At 72.7% G+C, this 23,088-nt stretch carries 22 protein-coding genes, 1 pseudogene and 1 riboswitch; of the genes and pseudogenes, 17 read left to right on the forward strand and 6 right to left on the reverse strand.

The window, feature by feature from the left end:
* The first annotated feature begins 74 nt into the window (after nt 1-74).
* The 5 genes from ACFXOM_RS07790 to ACFXOM_RS07810 all read left to right on the forward strand — a co-directional run bounded on the left by ACFXOM_RS07790 (nt 75) and on the right by ACFXOM_RS07810 (nt 5,331).
* Complete coding sequence (locus ACFXOM_RS07790) at nt 75-2,153, forward strand: hypothetical protein (RefSeq protein ID WP_385037344.1); 2,079 nt, start codon at nt 75-77, stop codon at nt 2,151-2,153.
* A gap of 310 nt (nt 2,154-2,463) precedes the next feature.
* On the forward strand, nt 2,464-3,063 hold the full coding sequence (locus tag ACFXOM_RS07795) for a hydrogenase maturation protease (RefSeq protein WP_384928405.1): 600 nt from the start codon (nt 2,464-2,466) through the stop codon (nt 3,061-3,063).
* A 25-nt stretch (nt 3,064-3,088) separates the two neighbouring features.
* The gene (locus ACFXOM_RS07800) at nt 3,089-3,601 is read left to right on the forward strand and encodes a flavodoxin domain-containing protein (protein ID WP_384928407.1); all 513 of its coding nucleotides are present in this window, start codon (nt 3,089-3,091) and stop codon (nt 3,599-3,601) included.
* Nucleotides 3,602-3,604: 3 nt separating this feature from the next.
* The gene (locus tag ACFXOM_RS07805) at nt 3,605-4,195 is read left to right on the forward strand and encodes a hypothetical protein (protein ID WP_384928409.1); all 591 of its coding nucleotides are present in this window, start codon (nt 3,605-3,607) and stop codon (nt 4,193-4,195) included.
* Between the two features lie 443 nt (nt 4,196-4,638).
* Nucleotides 4,639-5,331: a response regulator gene (locus ACFXOM_RS07810; protein ID WP_384928412.1), complete on the forward strand. Its 693-nt coding sequence runs from the start codon at nt 4,639-4,641 to the stop codon at nt 5,329-5,331.
* Nucleotides 5,332-5,441: 110 nt separating this feature from the next.
* Here ACFXOM_RS07810 and ACFXOM_RS07815 read toward each other — a convergent pair whose 3' ends face one another.
* The gene (locus tag ACFXOM_RS07815) at nt 5,442-7,211 is read right to left on the reverse strand and encodes a GAF domain-containing protein (RefSeq protein WP_384928415.1); all 1,770 of its coding nucleotides are present in this window, start codon (nt 7,209-7,211) and stop codon (nt 5,442-5,444) included.
* Between the two features lie 419 nt (nt 7,212-7,630).
* Between ACFXOM_RS07815 and ACFXOM_RS07820 the strand changes: the two genes are divergently transcribed.
* A complete protein-coding gene (locus tag ACFXOM_RS07820) occupies nt 7,631-8,275 on the forward strand; it encodes a CBS domain-containing protein (RefSeq protein WP_384928417.1) in 645 nt (214 codons plus the stop codon).
* Nucleotides 8,276-8,381: 106 nt separating this feature from the next.
* Here the strand turns inward: ACFXOM_RS07820 and ACFXOM_RS07825 are convergent, their stop codons facing one another.
* Together ACFXOM_RS07825 and ACFXOM_RS07830 are read right to left on the reverse strand one after the other, a co-directional pair.
* The gene (locus ACFXOM_RS07825; protein ID WP_384928419.1) at nt 8,382-8,678 is read right to left on the reverse strand and encodes a dsRBD fold-containing protein; all 297 of its coding nucleotides are present in this window, start codon (nt 8,676-8,678) and stop codon (nt 8,382-8,384) included.
* Nucleotides 8,679-8,848: 170 nt separating this feature from the next.
* On the reverse strand, nt 8,849-9,487 hold the full coding sequence (locus ACFXOM_RS07830) for an HdeD family acid-resistance protein (RefSeq protein ID WP_384928422.1): 639 nt from the start codon (nt 9,485-9,487) through the stop codon (nt 8,849-8,851).
* A 193-nt stretch (nt 9,488-9,680) separates the two neighbouring features.
* Between ACFXOM_RS07830 and ACFXOM_RS07835 the strand changes: the two genes are divergently transcribed.
* Nucleotides 9,681-11,276 (forward strand): MFS transporter, encoded by a 1,596-nt coding sequence (locus ACFXOM_RS07835; RefSeq protein WP_385037347.1) that lies wholly within the window; start codon nt 9,681-9,683, stop codon nt 11,274-11,276.
* An 80-nt stretch (nt 11,277-11,356) separates the two neighbouring features.
* Here ACFXOM_RS07835 and ACFXOM_RS07840 read toward each other — a convergent pair whose 3' ends face one another.
* The gene (locus ACFXOM_RS07840) at nt 11,357-11,827 is read right to left on the reverse strand and encodes a universal stress protein (protein WP_384928427.1); all 471 of its coding nucleotides are present in this window, start codon (nt 11,825-11,827) and stop codon (nt 11,357-11,359) included.
* A 290-nt stretch (nt 11,828-12,117) separates the two neighbouring features.
* On the opposite strand from ACFXOM_RS07840, the gene ppk2 reads away from it, so the two are divergent.
* Nucleotides 12,118-12,957, forward strand: coding sequence for a polyphosphate kinase 2 (gene ppk2, locus ACFXOM_RS07845; protein ID WP_384928430.1), 840 nt, complete (start codon nt 12,118-12,120; stop codon nt 12,955-12,957).
* A 14-nt stretch (nt 12,958-12,971) separates the two neighbouring features.
* Here the strand turns inward: ppk2 and ACFXOM_RS07850 are convergent, their stop codons facing one another.
* Both ACFXOM_RS07850 and ACFXOM_RS07855 read right to left on the reverse strand, forming a co-directional pair.
* Complete coding sequence (locus ACFXOM_RS07850; protein WP_384944841.1) at nt 12,972-13,844, reverse strand: universal stress protein; 873 nt, start codon at nt 13,842-13,844, stop codon at nt 12,972-12,974.
* A 266-nt stretch (nt 13,845-14,110) separates the two neighbouring features.
* Nucleotides 14,111-14,644, reverse strand: a pseudogene (locus tag ACFXOM_RS07855) (hypothetical protein); the annotation flags it as partial.
* Nucleotides 14,645-14,799: 155 nt separating this feature from the next.
* Here ACFXOM_RS07855 and ACFXOM_RS07860 point away from each other — a divergent pair.
* The 9 genes from ACFXOM_RS07860 (at nt 14,800) to ACFXOM_RS07900 (ending at nt 23,079) form a co-directional block, all read left to right on the forward strand.
* The gene (locus ACFXOM_RS07860) at nt 14,800-15,420 is read left to right on the forward strand and encodes an FxLYD domain-containing protein (RefSeq protein ID WP_384928436.1); all 621 of its coding nucleotides are present in this window, start codon (nt 14,800-14,802) and stop codon (nt 15,418-15,420) included.
* Between the two features lie 601 nt (nt 15,421-16,021).
* Complete coding sequence (dhaK, locus tag ACFXOM_RS07865; protein WP_384928995.1) at nt 16,022-17,014, forward strand: dihydroxyacetone kinase subunit DhaK; 993 nt, start codon at nt 16,022-16,024, stop codon at nt 17,012-17,014.
* Nucleotides 17,015-17,041: 27 nt separating this feature from the next.
* Nucleotides 17,042-17,638, forward strand: a complete 597-nt coding sequence (gene dhaL / locus ACFXOM_RS07870; RefSeq protein ID WP_384928998.1) for a dihydroxyacetone kinase subunit DhaL — start codon at nt 17,042-17,044, stop codon at nt 17,636-17,638.
* Complete coding sequence (gene dhaM / locus ACFXOM_RS07875) at nt 17,635-18,036, forward strand: dihydroxyacetone kinase phosphoryl donor subunit DhaM (protein WP_384928438.1); 402 nt, start codon at nt 17,635-17,637, stop codon at nt 18,034-18,036. The genes dhaL and dhaM overlap by 4 nt, the downstream gene beginning before the upstream one ends.
* A gap of 29 nt (nt 18,037-18,065) precedes the next feature.
* Nucleotides 18,066-18,275, forward strand: a riboswitch (cobalamin riboswitch).
* A 27-nt stretch (nt 18,276-18,302) separates the two neighbouring features.
* Nucleotides 18,303-18,998, forward strand: a complete 696-nt coding sequence (locus ACFXOM_RS07880; protein WP_384928440.1) for an energy-coupling factor ABC transporter permease — start codon at nt 18,303-18,305, stop codon at nt 18,996-18,998.
* Nucleotides 18,995-19,357: an energy-coupling factor ABC transporter substrate-binding protein gene (locus ACFXOM_RS07885; RefSeq protein ID WP_384928443.1), complete on the forward strand. Its 363-nt coding sequence runs from the start codon at nt 18,995-18,997 to the stop codon at nt 19,355-19,357. The genes ACFXOM_RS07880 and ACFXOM_RS07885 overlap by 4 nt, the downstream gene beginning before the upstream one ends.
* Nucleotides 19,358-19,363: 6 nt before the next feature.
* Complete coding sequence (cbiQ, locus tag ACFXOM_RS07890; RefSeq protein WP_384944839.1) at nt 19,364-20,113, forward strand: cobalt ECF transporter T component CbiQ; 750 nt, start codon at nt 19,364-19,366, stop codon at nt 20,111-20,113.
* Nucleotides 20,110-20,958: an energy-coupling factor ABC transporter ATP-binding protein gene (locus tag ACFXOM_RS07895; RefSeq protein ID WP_384928449.1), complete on the forward strand. Its 849-nt coding sequence runs from the start codon at nt 20,110-20,112 to the stop codon at nt 20,956-20,958. The genes cbiQ and ACFXOM_RS07895 overlap by 4 nt, the downstream gene beginning before the upstream one ends.
* Nucleotides 20,959-21,057: 99 nt before the next feature.
* Nucleotides 21,058-23,079, forward strand: a complete 2,022-nt coding sequence (locus tag ACFXOM_RS07900; protein WP_384944838.1) for an FAD-dependent oxidoreductase — start codon at nt 21,058-21,060, stop codon at nt 23,077-23,079.
* The last annotated feature ends 9 nt before the right edge of the window (nt 23,080-23,088 follow it).

Here is a 23,088-nt window from a genome sequence, read left to right on the forward strand (position 1 = left end):
GCACGGGGCGGGGTGTTCCCCCCTGACCGGCCGGCCATCCTCTAGGGAACGGTCCGCACATCTGGGAGGCTCTCATGGAACGCAGACAGTTACTGCACGCCGGAGCCGGGCTGGTCGCGGTGTCCTTGGCGGGGCGGGCCACCCCCGCCGTGGCACGCGCCGACACGGCTCGCACGTCAGGTGCCCCGGGCACGGTGGGCGCACCCGGTACGCCGGGGACACCCGGCCGCTGCGACGGCCCTCCGGTCTCGACCTACGGGATCGCCACCTACACCGCAGCCATCGTCGGCATGGCCGTGCTCGGCGACCGCGCGTACGTGGTGGCACGCGGTCAGAACCCGCCGCTGCTGGGGGAGGTCGACCTGGTCGCGAAGAAGCTCGTCCGGACGGTCCGGTTACCCCGCGGCGAGGGGGGCTGGGCGTCGACCGTCTCCGGGGGGCAGGTTTACGTGGGGACGTACCCGTCCCCTGACATCTACCGCTTCGACCCGGCCACCGGCACGGTGACGACGATCGGCTCGGTGGGTCCGGCGGGCGGCTTCGTCTGGTGCCTGGCAACGGCGCCCGACGGCACGGTGTACGCCGGCACGTACCCGCGGGGCGAGGTCTGGGAGTACTCCCCGGCGACCGGCGTACTGCGCAACCTCGGTGTGGCGATGCCCGGTGAGCAGTACGTGCGCGCCATCGCCGCCGACGATCGGTTCGTCTACGCGGGCACGCTGCCGCAGGGCCACATCGTCGCCTACGACCGTGCGACCGGGGCGAAGAAGTCGATCACGCCGACGCCGTACGGGGGCGCGGCCTGCATGCTCGCCCGTGGCGGGCGGGTGGTCGGCGGCTTCGGCAGGTCCGTCGTCGACCTGGCCCCCGACGGCACCGACGCGCGGGTCATCCCGATACCGGCCGCCGAACGGCTGGTCGACGCCATCACGACGGACGCGGACGGCACGGTGTACTGCATCGGCCGCCCGACGGGCACCGTCTACCGGCGCGACGGCGACGCGCTCGTACCGGTCGCCGCACCGGCCCGGTCGGACGAGCACCGCGGGCTCTTCCCACTGACGGACGGAACGCTGCTGGGCGGCGCAGGGAGCGGACGCCTCTGGTGGCTGGACCTGGCGGACGGCACCTCCCACGTCCTCGAACTGATCGACACGGACATGTCGGGGCCCGACCCGGTGCAGTCCATGGCCTACGGCTCCTACGGGGTCGTGCACGTCGGCGGCCACTTCTCGGTCACGACGCACCGGCCGCGGTTGGGTACCCGACGCCGGATCCCCGTCGCAGGTGAGCCGAAGCAACTTCGGGTGGCCGGCGGCCGGCTCTACGCAGCCCTGTACCCGAGCACGGAGGTGCTGGAACTCACCCCAGACGCGGGCCTCGTCCGCTCGCTCGGCTTCATCGACCACGACCAGCAGCGGCCGACGGACATGGTGTCCGTGCTCGGCGAGGGGCTCCTGCTGGTGTCCAGCGCACCGCCCGCGGGGCGGCTCAAGGGCGCACTCACCTTGGTGGACCGGCTCAGACGCCGTCTGACCGTCTATCCCGACGTCATCTCGGACCAGAGCGTGATGTCGGTGGCACTGGACGACCGTCCGGGCTGCCGCATCGCCTACCTCGCCGGTGACACGTGGGGCGGCGGAAGCGTCACCCCGACGCGCCCGAGTGCCACGATCGTCGCCTTCGACCTGTGGCGCGGCAAGGTGCTGTGGGAGGTGGCGCCGTTCGAGGGCTACGCCAGCCTGCAGCACATCGAGGTCCACGACGGGGTGCTCTACGGGGTCTACAAGCGGCTCGCGGGGACGTGGTTCGCCCTGGACCTCGCGACCCGGAAGGTCCTGCGGTCGGGGAAGCTACCGAGCTACGGCGAGTTGAGCGTGCACCGCGGCGAGGTGTTCGCCTCCGTCTTCGGGGGCTGGGTGTACCGGATCGGACCGGACCTCCCGGAGGCACGACAGGTACTCGGCGGTCTCGGTGACGGCTGGTACAACCCCCCACAGCTGGCCTGGGAGCGAACGTCCTGGCACGCCTGGGGCGTCTCCGGGCGCGACCTGGCGAGATTCCAGCTCGACCCGGATTGCCCGGCGGGCACGGTCAGGGCCTTGCCCGCACGGCAGGACGAAGCGGTCCTGGAGTCGCTGCTGGCGAACTGAAGCTCGTCTGCGGCCGCGCCCTGCGGCCCTCCGGTGCGCGAGCCCGGGGGCGGCCCGGCGCGGCCGCCCGGACCTCTCGCCGGCACGCGGCGTGCACACGATGGTACGGGGCGTGGGTCCGGCCCGTACCCGGCCGGTTCGCTCCCGTCGGACCAGCGGTTTTCCCACGCCGCGCCCGGCACGCCTCCTCGGGTCGTGCACCGCGCCCGCCGGGCGGGAGGGGCGGCCGGCCCCCCGCACATGGGCCGTTCGGCCCATGTGCGGGGGGCGGGGGAGCGGGAAGCGTGGTCATAGAACGGGAGGACGCGCCATGGAGCCCCGGACACGAATCGCTCTCATCGGCCTCGGCAACGGCTTCCGGCGCGACGACGGAGTCGGCCGGGCGGTCGTCGACGCACTGTGCGGGCGGGCCGTCGAGCAGCCGCTGCCGCCCGGGGTCGCCCTGGGCACCTGCGACGACGACGCGGTACGCCTCGTCGGCCTGTGGCACGAAGCGGACCTGGCCGTGGTGGTGGACGCCTGCCACGCCCACCCGGGGCATCCGGGCCGGGTGACCCGTCTGGAGCTGGACGCCGAGCGCCTCGTACGGCCCGCGGACCGCCGCGTCTGCGGACGCGTGCTCCACGAGGCCGTCGAGCTTTCCCGGATGCTCGGACGGCTGCCCCGTCGGCTCGTGGTGTACGCGGTTCAGGGCGCCGACGCCTCCCTCGGCACCGGGCTCTCCCCCGCCGTCGCCGCCATGGTCGAACCGATCGCCGCGAGCGTCGAGGGCGAGATCGACCGCCACCGGGCCGCGGCGCTTGCGACCAGTGCCGCGCGGGCGCCCCGGGTCGATGGGCACCGGCCCGACCCCGTTGCCTGTTCGCCCCTGCAGCAGCCGCCTGGTGGGACACGCCGGAGGACCGCATGACGCCGCGACGAAGGAGGTGGCCGCGATGACCCGCTCGGCGCTGGTCGCCTACGGCACCACGAACGGTTCCACCGCGGAAATCGCCGAATTCATCGGATCGGTCCTACGGGACAAGGGCATCCGGACCGACGTACGGCCGGCCGCCGAGGTACAGGACGTCGATGCGTACGACGTGGTCGTCCTCGGCGGTGCGCTGTACGAGGGACGCTGGCACCGGGACGCCCGGCGTTTCGCCCGCCGTCACCACCGGGCGCTGGCGCCGATCCCGGTGTGGCTGTTCAGCAGCGGTCCGCTCGACTTCTCCGCGTCGCAGCGGGACGTCCCGCCGGTACGCAGCGCCCACCGGGCCGAGAGGCGACTGGGAGCCGAGGAGCACGTCACGTTCGGCGGCCGGCTCCAGGAGGGCGCGCGCGGTCGCATGGCGCGGCTGCTCCTCGAACAGGGCCGCGGCGGCGACTTCCGGGACTTCCCGAAGATCACGGCCTGGGCCGAGCGCATCGCCGCCGATCTGGTGGCGATCGAACCGGAACGGCACTGAACCGTGATAGCTCCGTGGCGGTCGTACGTGCGGCAGGGGCGGTCAGCCCCGCTGCGCCGCACATCGGACGTCCTGGAAGCCTGGGCCTCACTCGTCCTCGGTGCCGTGCTCTTCCTCGGTGCCCCGGCGGCGGGGCTGGCAGCCGGCTGGACGGTGTACACCGAGGGCCGTGCGACGGTGGCCGAACAGACGGCGACCAGGCACCGCGTCCACGCCGTGCTGGCCAAGGACGCACCACCGCCGAACCCGTCGGCGGACGGCACCACCGACGACGCGAAGTACCCCGTCGCGGTGCGCTGGAGCGACCCGGGCGGGAGCCGCGAGGCCGTCGCGCCGGTGCCCGCGGGCTTGAAGCGGGGCGACCCGGTCGACGTGTGGCTGGACGACCGTGGGCGGGGTACGGAGGCTCCGGCCGCTGTGGAGGACGTCTGGTTGAACACCGTCGCGGCCGGTTCGGGTGCCGCGGCCATCGCTGCGGTGTCCGCCGCCGGCCTGCGGTTGGCGGTACGACGGACGGCCGACCGGCACAGGATGACGGAGTGGGAGCGGGAGTGGGCCCGTACGGAGCCCGTGTGGAGCGGGCGGCGGAAGTGACCGGGGCCGGCGGGACGCTGCTGGGTGCCGGCGGGGTGCTCGTGGGGGGCGGAATGCTCGCGGGGGGTGGGGTGCTCGCGGGGCCGGTGTGATGCCGCCCCGAAGCGGAGTCCCCGCACGTCCCGGTGCGCACGGACGGACCCGGGGCGTGGCACCCCCCGGCGACCGTCTCCCGGCGCCACCGCCGCGGTTCCCCCCTACGGCCTGCGGGTGTCCACCGGCCACTGGTGCGGTCCGCGGGGATCGTCGGGAGACTCCCGTGCGGCGGCCGGGTGGCTGGCGCGGCGGGGTCCGCCACCCGTGTTCCGGGGGTGCGCGCCTGCCCCGGCGGCCCGCCGGGGCAGGGCTGCACAGCGGTCCGTGGGGACCGTTCGGCCCTATTGCGCGGCTCTCCCGGGCCGCCATGATGCGGATGGGCACCACCGACCGGCAGGGGGTTCCTGATGTCCGAGGCACCGACCACCTCCTCAGCCTCACCCATTCGGGTGTTCCTGCTCGATGACCACGAGGTCGTTCGCCGCGGTCTGCATGACCTGCTCGACGGCGAACCCGACATCGACGTGGTGGGCGAAGCCGCCACTGCCGAGCAGGCGCTGGCGCGCGGGCCCGCGCTGCGGCCCCGGGTCGCGGTGCTCGACATCCGGCTGCCGGACGGCGACGGCATCACGGTCTGCCGCGAGTTGCGGTCGCGGATGCCGGACCTCGCCTGCCTGATGCTGACGTCGTTCGACGACGACGACGCGCTGCTGGACGCGATCATGGCCGGGGCGGCCGGGTACGTCCTCAAGCAGATCAAGGGGTCCGATCTGGTCAATGCGGTGCGCACGGTCGCGACCGGGCAGTCGATGCTCGATCCCGCGACGACGGCCCGGTTGATGCACTCCCTGAGGGCTCCGGCCTCTCCCCACGAGGGCGAGGACGAGCGGCTCGCCGCGCTCTCGCAACGGGAGAGGGCCGTGCTGGAGCTGATCGGCGAGGGCCTGACCAACCGTCAGATCGGTGCACGGCTGTACCTGTCGGAGAAGACCGTCAAGAACCACATCTCACGCATGCTGTCGAAGCTCGGTGTCGAGCGCCGCGTCCAGGCGGCGGTCCTGGCGGCCCAGTTCCACGACCAGGGACACCTGCACGGCTGACGGTGCATCCCGCAGACGGGGCCGTGCCCCTCCCCTGAAGCACCGGTGGCGGACAGGTGGGGCGCTCCCGGGACGGGGCACAGGGCCACCCTCCGTCCGGCACGTCGACGTCACCGTCCCTCGGACGCGTCGGGATCACCGCCGGCCGCGGACACGGGTACGTGCCACACCAGCCGCGTCCCGCCCGTGGGACCGGGCCCCACGTCCATCCCGCCGCCCAACTGCCCAGCGCGCTCTTCCAGATTGCGCAGGCCGCTGCGTCTGCCGTGGGGGGAGATGCCGACGCCGTCGTCGGCCACGGTCACGGTCAGCGTCCCGGCGTGCGCACCGATCGAGATGTCGGCCCGCGAAGCCCGGGCGTGGCGGGCGACGTTGGCGAGGGCTTCGCCGAGCACGGCCACGACCTGGTCGGCGACGGTGCGCGGCACCTCGGTGTCGAGCAGGCCCTCCATCCTCAGTGCCGGGGTGAACCCCAAGGCCGGTGCGGCCGCCTCGACGGCCCGTACGGCGCGGATCCGCAGCCCCGGCGACGAGCCGGGGGCCTCGTGCTCACGGAGCCCGAAGATCGTCGACCGGATGATCTTGATGGTGGCGTCGAGGTCGTCGATCGCCCGGCCCAGGCGCTCGGACGCCTCGGGGTGCTCGATGAACCGCTGGGCGCTCTGGAGCGTCATCCCGGTGGCGAACAACCTCTGGATGGCGAGGTCGTGGAGATCACGCGCGATGCGGTCGTGGTCGGCCAGCAGGGTCATCTGCTCGGCGTCCCGCCGCCGCGCCGCCAGCTCCAGGGCGAGCGCCGCCTGCCCGGCGAACCCGGAAAGGGGTGCCGTTTCGGTGTCGGTGAAGGCGGGGTCGCCGACGGCACGGGCCAGGATCAGGACGCCCCGCAGGTGCCGTCGGTCCCCCACGAGGACCGCCACCGCGGGCCCGCAGTCCTTCCACCGCTCCGGCTGGAAGGTCACGCGGGGGTCATTGGCCGCGTCGGGGGTGGTGACGAGCCCCTTGTCGCTCACCAGCGCGGCATGGACGAGCGTCCCCTCGCCACCGGACGCCCCTTCGCCATCGGGCAGGACGACGCCGTGGTGCCGCTCCGCGCCCTCGCCCAGGGCGAGGGCCGTGCGCAGTCGTCCGTCCTGCTCCGCGAAGTAGACGACGCCCATCCGGGCCGAGGTGATCTTCCGGGCACGATCCAGCATGGACCGCAGCACCTGCCCCTCCGGGGAACCGGACAGCAGGGCGCTGGTGAACTCCGCGCTGGCGGCCAGCCATTGCTCCCGGAGCCGTACCTCCTCGAAGAGGCGTGCGTTCTCGATGGCGATTCCCGCTGCCACGGCGAGCGTCGACAGGACCGCCTCGTCCTCCGCGTCGAACTCGGCGCCGCCGCGCTTCTCCGTGAGGTAGAGGTTGCCGAACACCGCGTCCCGGACGCGGATGGGCACGCCGAGGAACGAGTGCATCGGCGGGTGGTGCTCCGGGAAACCGGAGGATGCCTCGTGAACGGACAGTTCAGCCAGGCGCAAGGGTTTGGGGTGCCTGATCAGTTCGCCGAGCAGACCGTGCCCGGTGGGGAGGTCCCCGATCTGGGCGTGCAGCTCGTCGCTGATGCCCACGGGGAGGAACTGGGACAGTCGTTCGTCCTCCCCGATCACCCCGAGCGCACCGTACTCGGCGTCCACGAGGACCACGGCCGCCTCCACGATCTCGCGGAGCACCTGGGGAAGGTCGAGCCCCCGGCCTACGGAGAGGACGGCTTCCAGAAGCCCGGTGAGCCGGTCGCGGGTGCCGCGGACCTCGTCGATGCGCACCTGGAGCTCCTCGAGCAGCTCGTCGAGCCGCAGCCGAGGAAGGCGAGTCGTGTCGCTCGGGTGATCCCCGCCCATGAGTCCTCCGCCGGTGTCGAACGATCATGGTGCACTTCGCTTCCCTCAACGTTAGCGCTGCGCCAGCTCCCGGGTCCTGCCGGCGTGGCCATCGCGCGCGTCCGGATGCGTACTGCCGGCGGGCCGTGCGGGCTGCCGCCGGAAGAGCCACCTCCGGTCGTGGCTGACGGAGCGCTGCGCCGGGCGGGCCCCATGACAACGCTCCGGGACGGGGAGGGGCGGCACGGCACAACCGGCGGTGCGCCCGCCCTGCCGGGCCCAGAGGGGGCGGGGCGGCCGGATCGTGCGGCATCGCGGATCGTCGTGGTACGCCCCGGGGCGCGGAGGCGCCGCAAGGGTGTGCGCGGGCTTCCTGCGGCCGGGACGGGCTGGACGGGGCACACTGTGGGTGCGATACGTCCGGAAGGAACTGGCACGCCATGAGGCACCGTAATGTCGCCGATCTGATGACGCCCGAGGCCGTCGCCGTGCGGCCCGCCACCGGGTTCAAGGAAATCGCCCGGCTGCTCGACGAGTACGGCATCACCGCCGTACCGGTGGTGGACGACGACGAGCGCCCCGTCGGCGTGGTGTCCGAGGCGGACCTGCTGCGCAGACAGACCTCAGGGGACATCGGAAGCACGGCGGGGGAGCTGATGTCCGCCCCCGCCGTCGTGGCGCTGCCCGACTGGAGCGTGATCCGGGCCGCCCGGACGATGCAGGAGAACAGGATCAAGAGGCTGCCGGTGGTGGACCACGACGGCCGCATCATCGGAGTGATCAGCAGAAGCGACCTGCTGCAACTGTTCCTGCGCCGGGACCGGGCGATCCAGGAGGAGATCCTGGAGGACGTGCTCACCCGGACCCTCGGGCTGTCCCCCGCCGCGGTCACGGTCGACGTCGCGGACGGACGGGTCACCCTGAGCGGCACGGTGGAGCACAAGAGCATGGTTCCCGTCGTCCTCCGGCTGTGCGAGAGCGTGGACGGCGTGGTGGACGTGACCGACCGCCTCGTCTTCGCGTCGGACGACACCCGGGACGCAGCGGCCGGCGGCGACGGCCCGGCCGCTGCACCCCGGGGGTGACGTGCACGACGCCGGCGGGCCGCTCCGCCAGCCGGCGTCGTGTCCTCATCCGGACCCCGGACGGTAGGGGCCGCCCCCGGCACCCCGGCGCACGGGGCCCGACGCACTAGCCGGCCCCGGGCCAGCCGTAGCCGGGGTCCGGCTCCGCCTTCGCCGGACCCGCACCGACGGCCTCCAGATCCCGGTCGGCCACCCGCATCAGTTGCCTGGCGAGGTCGCCCATCGCCCGGCTCGCGGCGAGTTCGTCGCCGATCTCGGGAACGTCCACGTCCGCCGGGTTGCAGCGGGCGGTGCCGTGACCGGTGAGGGTCGTCGTTCCCGTGTCGAGGTCCACGCGCGCCCGCGTCGTGCCCTCGTCCTCGGACAGGCGCATGCGGACCCTCCACTCCAGCGTCCGTGCCATGGGTTCCTCCTCACCCGCGTGCGGTCGCGTCCTGCATTCAGGATCCCCCGTCGCGGACGGCCGCGCGGCCTTCCACCGGTCCGGCCCCGTCCTCCGGGGACCGGGCCGGGTTCGAGCCTGCTCCCGCCATGGACGGGGGTGCCTCTGGGCGTGGCTCCGGACGGCACGCCTCATCGACCGGGCGGCCCGACACTGTTCTGGCGGGTGGCGTCCCGAAGGGCGGAACGGAGGGCGAACGCCCCCGCCAGCTCGACGATGCCGAGCAGGACGAGCCACAGCCCGAGCAGCCGGGCGAGGGCCACGGCGGAGTTCACCGGGTAGGCGAGGACGACGATCCCCGCGATGACTCCGAGCGCACCGGTCGCGAATGCCAGCCCGCGGTGCCTGAGCTCCCGGTCGGCCGCGGCGATGAACGCGGTCAGGATCCCGGACAGCAGCCAGAAGGCGCCGACGATCAGCGACAGAGCGGCGATGGTCTGCATCGGGTGCCGGAGCACGAGCACGCCCGCCAGTACGGCGACGAGGCCGATCAGCACGGCGAACAGCCGGTTCCCCTCCCGACCGCGACTCTTGGAGAACGCGGTGACGAAGCGGAACAGGCCGGTGAGCAGCAGTTGCAGGCCGATGATGATGGCGAGGACCTTCAGTGTCTCGTCCGGCCACACGAGCACCAGGATGCCGGGGATCAGCGTGGCGAGGGCGAGGCCGAGCGCCCACCACCACGACGACCCGAGCTCGCCGAGCACCTCTTGGGGGTCCTTCGACGCCGAACCGGACGAACCGGACCCGAAATTCGACGATGTGGTCATCGTGCCTCCCTCGTCGGCTTCCAGTATCCGGCGCGCACCGGTCGGCGACTCACCCGTACGGGGTGATTCCGCGGGGCGCGACGGGCAGCTGCGCACTCCCCCCGCCGGCTGCTGCTGTGATGCTGGGCCGGGGGTGTCCTGGCTGTGCGGAAGGGCACCCAGGCCCTTTGACCCTCCTCGGGAGGAGTGCTCAGTGGGACGTTGGAAGGCTCTCGTCATCCTCGGCACCGCCCAGTTCCTCATGGTGCTGGACACCTCCGTGATGAACGTGTCGATCAGTCAGCTGGTGGAGGACTTCGACACCGAGGTCACCGCGATCCAGGGCGTGATCACCCTCTACACCCTGGTCATGGCCGCCTTCATGATCACCGGCGGGAAGCTGGGCGACATGTTCGGACGGCGCCGGATGTTCGCCGTCGGGCTCGTCGTGTACGGCACGGGGTCGGCGATCACCGCGGTGGCCCCGACGCTGTGGGTGCTCGCGGCGGGCTGGTCGGTGGTCGAGGGCCTCGGCGCCGCCCTCGTCCTGCCGGCCCTCGCGGCGCTCGTGGCGGGCTCGTACCGCGGCCGTGACCGGTCGGTCGCCTACGGCGTCATCGGCGGTCTGGCGGGGGCCGGGATCGCCGTGGGGCCGCTCGTCGGCGGCTGGGTGACGACGTATCTGACCTGGCGCCTTGTCTTCGCGGCCGAGGTCGTCGTCGTGGTGGCCGTCCTGCTGTTCGTGCGGTGGATCGAGGACCACGCCCTCCCGGGTCCGCGCGTCCGTCTGGACGGTGTGGGAGCGGCCCTGTCCGCCCTGGGGCTGGCCCTCGTGGTCCTGGGCGGGCTGCAGAGCAGTTCGTGGGGCTGGCTGCGGCCCCGGAACTCCCCGTTCACGGTGTTCGGCTTCGCCCCCACCCTGTTCGTGATCGCGGCAGGTGGTGTGGTGCTGGGGCTGTTCCGTTCCTGGGAGCGTCACCGGGAGGCGCGGGGACGGGATCCGCTCGTCCGGTTCTCGCTGTTCGGCGTCCCCGCCCTGCGCTCGGGCCTCACCATGCTGCTGAGCCAGAACCTGATCCTCCTGGGCCTGTTCTTCGTCATCCCCTTGTACCTCCAGGTGGTCCAGGGACTCGACGCTTTCCAGACGGGGGTCCGGCTGCTACCGGTGTCGGCCACGATGCTCGTGGCGTCCATGTGCGGACCGCTCCTCGGCCGCGTCGCCGGCCCGCGAACCGTCGTACGACTGGGCTTGCTGGTGCTCTTGGCCTCCATCCTGTGGCTGCTCGCGGTCATCGACCCCGCGCTCAACGACCTGCAGTTCGGCCTCTCCATGGGTGCGCTGGGGCTCGGGATGGGGCTCCTCGCCTCGCAGCTCGGCAACGTGGTGCAGTCGAGCGTCAGTGAGGCGGACCGCAGCGAGGCCGGCGGTTTGCAGTACACCGCGCAGAATCTCGGCTCGTCCCTCGGCACGGCACTCATCGGGTCGCTGCTGATCGGCGCCCTGGCCGGGGTGTTCAGCAGTCGCATCGCCGACGACCCGCAGATCTCCGACGCCGCCCGCGAGCAGGCGGGCATCTCGATCGAGGCCGGGGTGAGCTTCGTGACCACGGAGCAGGTGCGCGCCGCGGCCGAGGAGGCCGGCCTCCCGCCGACCGAAGTGGACGCGGTCGTGGACTCGTACGCCGAGGCACAGCTCAGCAGCCTCAAGGCGGCGATCCTCGCGGCTGCCGGTGTGACCCTGGTCGGTTGCGCGTTCACCCGGAACCTGCCGAACGACCGCCTGGGAAGCCCCGGGAGCGGGCCGCCCTGACGGCAACGGACGTCGGGGCGGTCCCGGGACGGCCCGGCACCCGTGCGGCGGACGGGCGCGGGCTCGCCTCCGTCAGCTCGTCATGCGGCCTTCGCCGCACCGCCCTGGACGTCCATGCCCTCGCGGACGATGACGACGGGGCAGGTCGCGTGCAGGGCGACCTGCTGGCTCACCGAACCGAGCAGCGCGCGGGCGAACCCGCCGCGGCCGCGGCTGCCCACGACCAGGATCTCCGCCCCCTCGGCGGCGGACAGGAGGACCTCGGCCGGGTTGCCCCGGACGAGATGCTCGTGCACCTGGGTCTCTCCCGTCTCACCGAGCACTTCGCGTACCTCGGCGACGAGTCCCCGCTTGGCCTCGTGCGCGTCGAAGTCGGCGTCCACCGCAGGTGCCGACCAACCATGGGCCCCCGGGACCTCGAACGCCGCTACGGCGTCGACCGTCGCTCCGATGAGACCGGCATGTCTGACGGCCCAGCGCAGCGCCGAGTACGACGACGGCGAGCCGTCGATGCCCACGACGACGCGCGGCGCCGCATCGCTCGTACCCATGCCGTTCCACCTTTCTCGCAGACCCCGACATCCACGCTGCGTTATCTCCGGGCCGTCCGCCACGCGGGAGCCGCCACGCGGTGCATGTCCACGTGGTCACGGACCGCCGCAGCCGGCCCGGCGTCCCGGGGGCCACCACCGCCGCCCCGGAAGGCCCGGCACTGCGCCGTCAGCCGCTCCACCTCCAGTCCGCGGCCACTGGGCGTCGAGGTCCTCCGGATCCTGACGGCTGGGTGCCGTGCGGCCGTGACGCTTGACCTCGCCCATCAAAGCCTCCGTAACGTCGGTGTATGGCCGACAAGAAGCACGCGCGCCGGGACGCGGCGCTGTCGCGTTCGTCGTACGAGCGCGAACTGCTCCGGTTGCAGACGGAGCTGGTGAGACTGCAGGAATGGGTGCGGGCAGAAGGCGCGCGCCTGGTGGTGGTGTTCGAGGGGCGGGACGCGGCCGGCAAGGGCGGTGCGATCAAGCGCGTCACCGAACACCTCAACCCCAGGGTGGCGAGGATCGTCGCCCTTCCGAAGCCTACCGAGCGGGAACGCACCCAGTGGTACTTCCAGCGTTATGTGGAACACCTCCCCGCCGCGGGGGAGATCGTCCTCTTCGACCGCAGTTGGTACAACCGCGCCGGGGTGGAGCGCGTCATGGGCTTCTGCACCAAGGAGGAGCACCAGCGGTTCCTTCACCAGTGCCCCATCTTCGAACGGATGCTCGTGGAGGACGGCATCCTGCTGCGCAAGTACTGGTTCTCCGTCAGCGACGACGTGCAGGAGGAACGGTTCCGCCGACGGCTGACCGACCCCACCCGCCGTTGGAAGCTCTCCCCCATGGACCTCGATTCGATCACCCGATGGGAGGAGTACTCCCGCGCGAAGGACGACATGTTCGTGCACACCGACATCCCGGAGGCCCCCTGGTACGTCGTCGAGAGCGACGACAAGCGGAGCGCGCGGTTGAACATGATGGCGCACCTGTTGTCGACGCTGCCCTACGAGGCGGTGCCCCTGCCGGTGATCGACCTGCCGGAGCGCCCGCCGAGCAGCGGCTACCGGCGTCCACCGAAGGACCTCCAGCACTACGTCCCCGACCACGCGGCGCGGCTGCGGGCCGGAACCGGGCAGGCCGAGTAGGCCCTGCACGTCTCTCACTCCGGCTGCGGGACGACCGCTACCGGGCAGTGGGCGTGGTGCAGCACGGAGTGGGCGGTGCGCCCCAGGTGCGGATCGGGGCTCTTCGCGCGTCGCCCGGTTCCTACGACGAGGAGGTCCGCGTCCGCCGAACGGCGCTGGAGCACCCGCTGGGGCGCCCCCTCGACGGTGGAGCTGCGCACGACGGTGCCGGCGCGCGCGGCGAACAGGTCCAGCGCCGCGTCCACCAGCGTGGCCGCCTCCTTCTCGCAGGGCAGGCACGGGTCGCCCGGTCGGCGCGGGTGGTCCGCGCCGGCGTGGGCGGGGCAGCGCCACGTGCGTACGGCGTCCAGCTCTGCGCCCCTGGCGGCGGCCTCGCGGAGGGCGAACTCCACCGCTGCCGGCCCGTGTGTCGCATCCGGCACGCCGAGGAGCACCGTCCCGTGCGCCCCGCCGGTCCCGTCCGGGTCGCCCCTGACCACGACGACCGGGCACGGCGCCCGGGTCGCCACGGCGAGGCTGACCGAACCCAGGAGGCGCTCGGTGAGTGCACCGTGCCCCCGCGATCCCGTGATCAGCATCGAGGCCCGGCGTCCTTCGGCGAGCAGTGCGGCCACGGTGTCCTCGGCCAGGGCGTCGGTGGTGACCGGAACGTCGGGGTCGCGTCGTCCCGCGCGCTCGGCCGCTGCCGCAACCACGTCCTCGGCCGACTCCTGACCGGACGGGCGGTCGCGCCCGTGCACCAGTGCGCCCAGGTCGTAGCGCTCCCACCGGCTGGCGTACACGAGGCGGAGCGGGAGTCCGTGACGGGCCGCCTCGTCGGTGGCCCAGTCGACCGCGCGGAGCCCGGCGTCCGATCCGTCCACGCCCACGACGACGGGCAGCTCCATCGGGCGCCACCGCCTTTCGTCCGACAGGGTGACGCGGGGCTGCTGCCAACCGTGGCACCCCCGGTGACTGCGGGAAAGGGGCCGTCCGGCGACGGTCCGGGCCCTTCGGCCCGACGCGTCGGCGTGTCGACCCGGCTCCCGCGGACACCGGTGCACCCCACCCTCTCAACGCTCCAACCAGGACCCGCTGACCGCAAGTGCCGACCCATGATGCTCAGCCGCGGATTCACCTCGGGGCACCCGGGGAGCACCGAGGCGTCGGCGAGCAACACCCCGTCGACGCCGCGGAGCCGTCCCTCGACGTCGGCCCGGAAGACCTCCGGATCGGCACCCGCCGCAACCGTCCCGGTGGGGTGGTAAGCCGACAGGTGCAGCTGCCCCGTCCCGGTGCGGGCGAGGTGTCGTCCAGCTCGGCGAGCGTACGGGCCCGCGGTGCGGTGGGGGCAGTGCGGAGACCTCCAACTCGCCCACGGCGTGCGGGGCGTCGATGCGTCCGAGGATCCGATTCCGGCTGGTGGCCCGGGCTCCGGTAGCGCCGCGCGGGCGCAGCACGCGGTCCGTCGAGAGGCACAGGTCGAGACGGACCGGGCGGGGCGGACGGGGCGGGGCGGGGCGGTCGTCATCGTCAAGGTGGACCGAGCCGAGCATCGTCCCGGCGAAGAGGGTCCTTCGGGAGCCGCCGCCGGCACCGCTACCGCTCGCCGCCGTCGGCCCTTCCAGGGCTTCGACGATGGCCTGTCGGGGCAGCGCTTCCACGTCACCTCTCCCCAGTGGCCCCGTGGATGAGCCACCGGGCCCATGGCACCCACGGGAGCCCATGCCGCCGCGCCCCCTGGTGCCCGAGCACGAAAACGGACATATGGTTCTCTTTGCTGATGCGTCGATCCCCGAGGACCACGGGTCGACGCATCAACGGACCCTCCGACGGGGGTTCTGACGCTCCGAAAGGGTTTCCATGCGCCCGCACCCCAGCTCCGCCGACACGGCCCGGCGATCCGTCACGGTGGCGTTGTCCGTGATGATGACGGCGTTGGGTGCGGCCGCCCTGGTGGCGTGCAGCACCGGGAGCGGCGAGTCCGGCAGCAGTACTCCGTTCAGCCCACGGCCGACACCACCCGCTACCGCCTCCTTCTCGGGCACCGCGGCGTCCGCCCTGGCCTCCGTCGAGGCCTCGGCACGTGCCAAGGCCTCGGCCGCCGCGTCGTCCGCGTCGGCTGCCGCGTCCTCCTTCGAGGCATCGGTCTCCGCCGAGGTGGCACGAGCCAACGCCGAGGCCGCCGAGCAGCTCAAGAACGTGCAGGGCGGCGGCAACGCGCGCTCCGACGTCTCGCTCACCGGCAGGCCGACGGCCAACACCCAGGGCGTCCAGGCCGTGGTGGTCACCATCCGCAACAGCACGGACCAAACGGCCTCGTACGCCGTGCAGATCGACTTCACCGACTCATCGGGCGAGGTCGTGGAGAGCCGGGTCGTGGGCGCACAGAACCTGGCCCCCGGGGAGCGGGAACAGGCACTGGCCATCAGCCGGAAGCCGGCCGGCCTCACCCCGACGGTCGCGAAGGCGCAGCGCTACTGAACGGGCCGGGCGACGCCGCGCGGCACCACCGACCCTGCGCGGATCAGGGCCGTGACCGGCCACCCCCTCGGGACCACCCGTACACCCCGGGAAACGCGTCCCGCCCGCGGCCGCGGGCGGGACGTCGTGCTCCTGCGGGACCGCGGGCGGCGCCCGGGGACCGCGAAGCGGCAGTGACCGTGTCGCCGCCCCACGGGACACGCCCGCCAGGGGCCCCGCGCCGAGGCGCTCCCCGTCGAGCGCCTGAGCCGGCCCGTGCGGACGACCCGCCGGGCCGCAGCCACCACGTCCGGCTGTGCCGCGGCCGGGACACTGCCCGGAACGGACGACGCCGACGGAGCGAGCAGCTGCGGAACCCGTCCCGACCAGGCGGTCTCCTTGATCGTGGAGATGCGTGCGATCCCGGCGGGCCCGTGGCGGCGCGCCCGGCGGACGGAAGCGACGTCCGACGACTCCTGTCGCCGGGAGCCGTCGCTGCGTGATCATGACGGCACGGGTCGATACTGGACCCAGGCGACCAGACACGAAACGACACGTGCAGGCACTGATGAGCCGTCAGCGGAGTCGGCATAGAGTCGGTACTCTCACGCAGGAGGTAGCCATGCGGATGCTGATCAACGTCCCGGAGACCGTCGTCGCGGATGCCCTGCGGGGGATGGCCGCCGCGCACCCCGAGCTGAGAGTGGACGTCGAGAACCGCGTCGTGGTCCGGGCCGACGCACCCGTGGCGGGCAAGGTGGCGCTGGTCTCCGGGGGCGGATCGGGGCACGAGCCGCTGCACGGCGGGTTCGTCGGCCCCGGGATGCTCTCCGCGGCGTGCCCCGGGGAGATCTTCACCTCGCCGGTCCCGGACCAGATGACCCGGGCCGCGGCGGCCGTGGACAGCGGTGCCGGGGTGCTGTTCATCGTCAAGAACTACACCGGTGACGTGCTCAACTTCGACATGGCGCAGGAGCTCGCCGAGGACGAGGGCGTCCAGATCGCCAAGGTGCTGGTGAACGACGACGTAGCGGTGGTGGACAGCCTCTACACCGCGGGCCGGCGGGGTACGGGGGCGACGCTGTTCGTCGAGAAGATCGCCGGGGCAGCCGCCGACGAGGGCGCACCCCTGGAGCGGGTCGAGTCCGTCGCGCGCACGGTCAACGAGCGGTCGCGCAGCTTCGGCGTGGCGCTCAGCGCGCCCACGACACCGGCCAAGGGCAGCCCCACCTTCGACCTCCCGTCGGGCGAACTGGAGTTGGGCATCGGCATCCACGGGGAGCCCGGCCGGGAGCGGCGTCCGATGATGACCGCGCGGGAGATCGCGGACTTCTCGGTGGAAGCGGTCCTGGAGGACCTGCAGCCGTCGAATCCCGTGCTGCTGCTCGTCAACGGTATGGGCGCGACACCCCTCCTCGAGCTGTACGGCTTCAACGCGGAGGTGCACCGGGTGTTGGCCGAGCGCGGTGTTCCCGTGGCCCGCACCCTCGTCGGCAACTACGTGACCTCCCTGGACATGGCGGGCTGCTCGGTCACGCTGTGCGAGGCGGACGAGGAACTGCTGCGGCTGTGGGACGCTCCAGTGGCGACCCCCGGGCTGCGTTGGGGACGCTGATCCGTGGGACACGACGAAGGAGAACTCGTGCTGGACGCCGGTTTCTTTCGCCGGTGGATGACCGCCGGGGCCGCCGCCGTGGACCGTGAGGCCGTCAGGCTGACGGAACTCGACTCCGCGATCGGGGACGCGGACCACGGCACCAACATGAGGCGCGGCTTCGCCGCCGTCGTAGACGCCCTGGACAGGGAGGCCCCCGACACTCCCGGAGCCGTACTGGCACTGTCCGGAAGGCAGTTGATCTCGACGGTCGGCGGGGCGTCAGGACCGCTGTACGGGACGCTGTTGCGGCGGACCGGCAAGGCTTTGGGCGACGCGGCCGAGGTGTCGCGCGAGCAGCTCGCCGACGCCCTGCGTGCGGGCGTGGCCGCGGTGGCACAGCTCGGCGGCGCACAGGCCGGCGACAAGACGATGCTCGACGCACTTCAACCGGCGTCCGAAGCCCTCGGCGAGTCGTTCGCGGCGGCCGAGCAGGCGGCCGAGCAGGGCGCGCTCGCGACCGTACCCATGCTGGCCCGCAAGGGCAGGGCGAGCTATCTCGGCGAGCGGAGCATCGGGCACCAGGACCCGGGGGCGACGTCGTCCGCGTTGCTGATCGCGGCGCTGGAGGAGGCGGCGCGATGAGCCAGGTCGGCATCGTCCTCGTGTCACACAGCGCCCAGCTCGCCTCGGCCGTCGCCGACCTCGCCCGAGGGCTCGCGGGCGGGGCCCCGTCGGTGCCGGTCGCGCCCGCCGGCGGTACCCCGGACGGGGGGCTGGGCACCAGCTCGGAGCTCGTCGCCGCCGCGGCGCGGCAGGTCGACCGGGGCGCGGGCGTGGCCGTCCTGGCCGATCTCGGCAGTGCCGTCCTGACGGTGAAGGCCCTGCTCGCCGAGGGCGACGAGCTGCCCGAGGCGACCCGTCTCGTGGACGCCCCGTTCGTGGAGGGTGCGGTTGCCGCGGTGGTCACCGCGTCAGCGGGCGGGGATCTGGACGCGGTGGAGGCAGCTGCACAAGAGGCGTACGGCTACCGCAAGGTGTGATACCCGCACAACCGTGCGCGGTTTGTGATGTAGGTGGTCAACACACTAGTGTCGCACCGCCTTGGTGACGGGAAACCGGTGCGGAACCGGTGCGGCCCTCGCCACTGTGATCGGGAAGTCCGGCCCCCTCCGCGAGGAAGCCACTGGACACCCCGCGGGAGACCGCGGCGTCCGGGAAGGCGGGGCTCGGGCGGCAGGACCCGTCAGCCAGGAGACCGGCCAGGGCGTGTCGTCCATCCACGAGGTGTTGGAGAGGTCTCCCGACCATGCACATAGCCGAGGGGTATCTGCCCCCGCTGCACGCGGCCGCCTGGGGCGTCGCATCCGCCCCCTTCGTCGTCCACGGAGCACGAGCGCTCAGCAGGGAGGTGAGGGCGCATCCCGAGTCCACGCTGCTGCTCGGGGCGTCCGGCGCCTTCACGTTCGTCCTGTCCGCACTCAAGATCCCGTCGGTGACCGGGAGTTGCTCGCACCCCACCGGCACGGGCCTGGGCGCGATCCTCTTCAGGCCCCCGATCATGGCGGTGCTGGGCACCGTCACCCTCCTGTTCCAGGCGCTGTTGCTGGCCCACGGCGGCCTCACCACGCTCGGCGCGAACGTCTTCTCGATGGCGATCGTCGGCCCCTGGGTGGGCTACGGGGCCTACCGGCTCCTTCGGCGTTTCGAACTGCCGTTGATGGTGGCGGTGTTCTTCGGTGCGTTCATGGCGGACCTTTCCACCTACTGCGTCACCAGCGTGCAACTGGCGCTCGCGTTCCCCGACCCGAGCAGCGGATTCCTCGGTGCCCTGGGCAAGTTCGGCGGCATCTTCGCGCTCACCCAGATCCCGCTGGCGGTCAGCGAGGGACTGCTCACCGTGCTGGTGACGCGGTTGCTGGTGCAGTCCAGCAAGAGTGAACTGACCCGACTGGGCGTGCTGCTCCAGAGCCGGGACGAGGAGAAGGAGGCCGTGGCCCGATGACACGTCACGCGAAGATCAATACGCTGTTGCTGATCGCTGTGGCCGCGCTGGCCGTGCTCCCGCTCGTACTCGGCCTCGGAGACGACAAGGAAGAGCCGTTCACCGGCGCCGACGCCCAGGCGGAAACGGCGATCACGGAGATGGCACCGCATTACGAGCCCTGGTTCTCACCGTTGTACGAACCGCCGTCCGGAGAGATCGAGTCCGCGCTGTTCGCCCTTCAGGCTGCCCTCGGCGCCGGGGTGCTGGCGTACTACTTCGGTCTGCGCAGGGGGCGTCGCCAGGGTGAGGTCCGTGCCGCTGCGGCCGCGGCGAAGGACGCCCACGCGGGCTCCGGCGCCGGCAGCACCGCGACCTGATCGCCGATGCTGCCGATCGACGCGGCGGCGCACAGCAGTCGCTGGCGCCGCCGCCATCCGGGTGAGAAGGCCGTACTCGCGCTCGGGCTGACCTTGTGCGCCGTCGCACTGCCACCGTGGCCCGGTGCCGTGCTGGTCGCCGCCGGCACGCTCGTGGTCCTGCTGGGTCCTGCAGGGGTCGCGCCCCGGCAGCTCTGGCGGGCCTGGCGCATCCCCCTGGGGTTCTGCGTGACGGGGGCGGTGCCGTTGCTGTTCGCAGTCGGCGGGCCGGACGGGTGGGTGGCGCTCGCGCCCGACGGGCCGTTGCACGCACTCCGACTGCTGCTGCGCACGTCTGCCGCTTCCCTCGGGGTGCTGCTGTTCGCGTTCACCACTCCCGTGTCCGACGTGCTGCCCCGGCTGGTGCGCGCGGGGGTTCCGGCGCCCGTGGTGGACGTGGCGGTCGTCATGTACCGGATCAGCTTCCTGCTGCTGGACGCCGTGCACCGCGTCCGCCAGGCACAGGCGGCGCGGCTGGGCCACACCAGTCACACGGCGGCCTGGCGATCCCTCGCGGGCCTCGCGGCGACCGCATTCGTGCGCGCCTTCGACCGGGCCCAACGGCTGCAGTCGGGCCTCGCCGGGCGCGGCTACGACGGGACGCTGCGGGTCCTGGTGCCCCCCGCGGCGGTGTCGCCCCGCTTCCTCGCGGCCGCCGCCGGGCTGCTCACGGGGATCGTCATCCTCACCCTCGTCCTGGAAAGGTTCCTTCCATGAGCACGACCACCCGCCCGCCGGCCGTGGTGGAGCTGGCCGGTGCCGGCTTCGCCTACCCGGACGGTCCGCCCGTGCTCAGCGGGGTCGACTTCACCGTCGCCGAGGGCCGGTCGCTGGCCCTGCTCGGACGGAACGGCAGCGGCAAGACGACCCTGATGCGGCTGCTGAGCGGGGGGCTGCGCTGCAGCCGGGGACGCCTGCTGCTGGACGGCGAGCCCGTCACGTACGACCGGGCGGGGCTGACCCGGCTGCGGACGACCGTGCAGCTGGTCGTGCAGGATCCGGACGACCAGTTGTTCGCCGCGTCGGTCGGCCAGGACGTGTCGTTCGGGCCGATGAACCTCGGCCTTCCGGAAGCCGAGGTACGCGCCCGGGTCGACGGGGCCCTCGACGCGCTGGACATCGACGCGCTCCGGGACCGGCCGACCCATCTGCTCTCGTACGGCCAGCGCAAGCGGGCCGCGATCGCCGGCGCGGTGGCGATGCGGCCCCGGGTGCTCGTGCTGGACGAGCCGACGGCGGGTCTCGACCCCCACGGCCAGGAGCGACTGCTCGAGGCGTTGGACGGCCTGCGGGCGACCGGAACGACCGTGGTGATGGCCACCCACGACGTGGACCTCGCCCTGCGGTGGGCGGACGACGCGGCCGTCCTGTCCCCCGCCGGCCTGCGGACGGGCCCGGTCGCCGCGCTCCTCGCCGACCGGGAGCTGCTGGAGGCGGCCCGCTTGCGCCGGCCGTGGGCGATGGCAGCTACCGGGGTGCTGCGCAGGTATGGGCTGCTCGGGGCGGACGCGGATGGTCCGCGGACCCCTGAGGAGTTGGACCGCTGGGCAGCACCGGCGTAGCGCACATCACCCCAGCCCCATTGTGCAACTAGTTGCATAATGGGGCTGGGGCGTCTACAAAAAGGGGGTCGACGCAACGCTGCGCGAGGAGGCGCCCCGATGACCCCGACCCCGTACCCGCACCTGCTGAGCCCGCTCGACCTCGGGTTCACCACGCTGCCCAACCGGGTGCTGATGGGCTCGATGCACATCGGCCTGGAGGAGGCCGAGAACGGCTTCGAACGCATGGCCGCCTTCTACGCCGCCCGCGCGCGCGGCGGCGTCGGACTGATCGTGACCGGCGGCATCGCGCCGAACGACCAGGGACGCCCGTACGAGGGCGGCGCCAAGCTCACCACCGAGGCGGAGGCCGCGCAGCACCGGATCGTCACCGACGCGGTGCACGCGGCGGGCGGGCGCATCGCCATGCAGATCCTGCACTTCGGCCGGTACGCCTACCACCCGCAGCTGGTCGCGCCCAGCGCGATCCAAGCCCCCATCAGCCCCTTCGTCCCCAACGCCCTCACCGACGACGAGGTCGAGCAGACGATCGAGGACTACGCACGGGCGGCGGAGCTGGCGAAGTCCGCCGGGTACGACGGCGTCGAGATCATGGGTTCCGAGGGCTATCTGATCAACGAGTTCATCGCGAGTGCGACGAACCAGCGCACCGACCGCTGGGGCGGCTGCTACGAGAACCGCGTCCGCTTCCCGTTGGAGATCATCCGCCGCACCCGGGAGCGGGTCGGGGAGGACTTCGTCCTGATCTACCGCCTGTCCATGCTGGACCTGGTCCCCGGCGGCTCCTCCCTGGAAGAGGTCGTCCAGTTGGCCAAGGCGGTCGAAGCCGCGGGCGCGACGATCATCAACACGGGCATCGGCTGGCACGAGGCCCGCATCCCGACCATCGCGACCTCGGTGCCGCGCGGCGCGTACACGTGGGTGACGCGGCGGCTGATGGGCGCCGTGTCGGTGCCGCTGGTCACCAGCAACCGCATCAACACGCCCGAGGTGGCCGAGCGGCTGCTCGCCGAGGGGCGGGCCGACATGGTGTCCATGGCGCGGCCGTTCCTCGCCGACCCGGAGTTCGTGGACAAGGCCCGTCAGGGCCGCGCCGAGACGATCAACACCTGCATCGGCTGCAATCAGGCATGCCTGGACCACACGTTCAGCGGGAAGATCACGTCCTGTCTGGTGAACCCGCGCGCCTGCCACGAGACGGAGCTGGTCCTCTCCCCCACCCGGCTGGCCAAGCGGCTCGCGGTCGTCGGCGCCGGCCCCGCCGGGCTCGCCTTCGCGGTGTCGGCGGCCGAGCGCGGACACCACGTGTCCCTCTTCGACGCCGCCGACGAGATCGGCGGACAGCTCAACATCGCCAAGAAGGTGCCCGGCAAGGAGGAGTTCGAGGAGACCCTCCGCTACTTCCGCACCCAGTTGGCGCTGCGCGGAGTCGACGTCCGGCTCGCGACGCGGGTGACGCCGGAGCTGCTCACCGGCTTCGACGAGGTCGTCGTGGCCACGGGCGTCACACCCCGTACCCCGGCGATCGAGGGCGTCGACCACGCCAGCGTCGTCAGCTACCTCGACGTGCTGCGTGGCGGCGCCGAGGTCGGTGACCGGGTGGCCGTCATCGGTGCGGGGGGCATCGGGTTCGACGTCGCGGAGTACCTCACCGACGGGGGCCAAGGGGCGAGCCTGGATCCGGAGACCTACTTCCGGGAGTGGGGCGTGGACACGGACTACACGGCTCCCGGCGGGCTGCGGGCCCCCGAACGCCCGAAGCCCCCGCGCACGGTCCACCTGTTGCAGCGCAAGACGACGAAGGTCGGCGCGGGCCTCGGCAAGACGACGGGCTGGATCCACCGGACGGAACTCAAGCACCGCGGTGTCGCGATGGTCGCTGGGGTCACCTACGACCGGATCGACGACGAGGGCCTCCACATCACCGTCGACGGCGTGTCCTCGACGCTCGCCGTGGACACCGTCGTCCTCTGCGCGGGGCAGGAACCACGCCGAGACCTGTACGAGGAGCTGACCGCCGCGGGGGTGACCGCGCACCTCATCGGCGGTGCGGACGTCGCCGCGGAACTCGACGCCAAGCGCGCCATCGACCAGGGAACCCGGCTGGCGGCGACGGTCTAGGGACCGTCC

Origin of the sequence: Streptomyces sp. NPDC059169, from assembly GCF_042755225.1 — a bacterium.
GTDB lineage: Bacteria > Actinomycetota > Actinomycetes > Streptomycetales > Streptomycetaceae > Streptomyces.